Genomic DNA, 879 nt, shown 5'->3' on the forward strand with positions numbered 1-879 from the left:
ATTGTTAAAGTTTTGTAAGATTTAAGCACAGAAAAAGCTGAATTATTAGGTTCAACGTACTCCAATTTTTCTTCCTGTAATCTTGTAATATCTGTGTCAACTCAACGGTATTTTGACTGTTTTTCTTTATCCGTATTTAAAGTAATTATTTTTTCGGGCTTGTACCATCTTGTCCGAAAAAATAGAGCGCTTGCACCAAGACTTATAATTATCAAAGGTGATAACCATAAAAGCCAAGTTGTTTTATTAAATGGCGGTTTCAAAAGGATAAATTCACCATATCGCTCAACAAGAAAATCAATGATCTGCTGATCACTGTCACCTATTTTTAAACGTTCACGGATCAAAAGCCGTAAATTACGTGCCAAGGAAGCATTTGAATCATCAATTGATTGATTTTGGCAAACCGGACAACGCAAATGTGATGAAATATCACGTGCACGAGCTTCAAGGACTGCATCCTTTAAAACTTCATCCGGCTCCACTGCTATCGCTAATCGTAAAGGAAAAATAGCAATTAAAAAAAACAAAGCCCAAAACAGTTCCTTCTTCATCTCAAAGCCTTTTCAGAAAACTTGAAGCGGGAAGCTATCCGTCGATGCAACCCAATGCGAAACCAATAACCAAAAAGAGAAAAACACCCCCCCATAGCCATCATTATTGCCCCTAACCATACACAAATCACGTAAGGCTTCCACCATAGATGCACAACAAGCCCTTGATCATCTATATGGCCCGGTGCAATATATAATTGGGATAATAAGCCATGATTTTGAATACCAACTTCTGTTGTTGATATGTTCTGGCTTGAATAGAAACGTTTTGATGCTATTACGTTGCGGACTGCATGTTTGTTTTCATAGACTGTAAAATTAAACT

2 protein-coding genes are annotated in these 879 nt (G+C 36.9%); both read right to left on the reverse strand.

All coding sequences use genetic code 11. The features are described 5' to 3' along the window. Positions 1-101 precede the first annotated feature (101 nt). Positions 102-554, reverse strand: a complete 453-nt coding sequence (locus ACFIK8_RS10585) for a cytochrome c-type biogenesis protein (protein ID WP_014923896.1) — start codon at positions 552-554, stop codon at positions 102-104. Further along, a partial coding sequence (locus ACFIK8_RS10590) for a cytochrome c-type biogenesis CcmF C-terminal domain-containing protein (RefSeq protein WP_375669401.1) occupies positions 551-879 on the reverse strand: 329 nt, incomplete at its 5' end. The genes ACFIK8_RS10590 and ACFIK8_RS10585, both read right to left, overlap by 4 nt.

The organism is Bartonella sp. MR168JLCBS (assembly GCF_042194175.1).